Consider the following 524-nt stretch of genomic DNA (forward strand, 5'->3'; position numbering starts at 1 on the left):
GGCCAAGCGTCTCGGCGCGGTCGTCGAAGCGTCCGATGTGCGTCCGGCCGTGAAGGAGCAGATCGAATCGCTCGGCGCGAAGTTCGTCGACGTGCCCTACGAAACCGACGAGGAACGCGAGGCGGCCCAAGGCGTCGGCGGCTACGCGCGCCCGATGCCGCCGAGCTGGCTCGCGCGGCAGGCGGCGCAAGTGCACGAGCGTGCGAAGGCGGCGGATATCGTCATCTCGACGGCGCTGATTCCGGGCCGTCCCGCGCCGACGCTGATCTCCGTCGAAACGGTCAAGCAGATGAAGCCGGGCTCCGTGATCGTCGATCTCGCCGCCGGGCGCGGTCCCGCGTTCGAGGGCAAGAAAGGCGGCAACTGCCCGCTGACCGAAGTCGATACGGTGGTGATGAAGCACGGCGTGCATATCGTCGGCCACACGAATCTCGCTTCGATGGTCGCCGCCGATGCCTCCGCGCTCTACGCCCGCAACCTTCTGGACTTCCTGAAACTGATCCTGACGAAGGAAGGCACGCTCA

General features: G+C 67.0%; 1 protein-coding gene. It reads left to right on the top strand.

What is annotated here, in order from left to right; translation table 11 throughout:
• A partial coding sequence (locus AWB78_RS43090; RefSeq protein WP_510183600.1) for a Rossmann-fold NAD(P)-binding domain-containing protein occupies nt 1-524 on the top strand: 524 nt, incomplete at both ends.

The sequence above is a fragment of the Caballeronia calidae genome, from assembly GCF_900044055.2.
Lineage (GTDB): Bacteria > Pseudomonadota > Gammaproteobacteria > Burkholderiales > Burkholderiaceae > Caballeronia > Caballeronia calidae.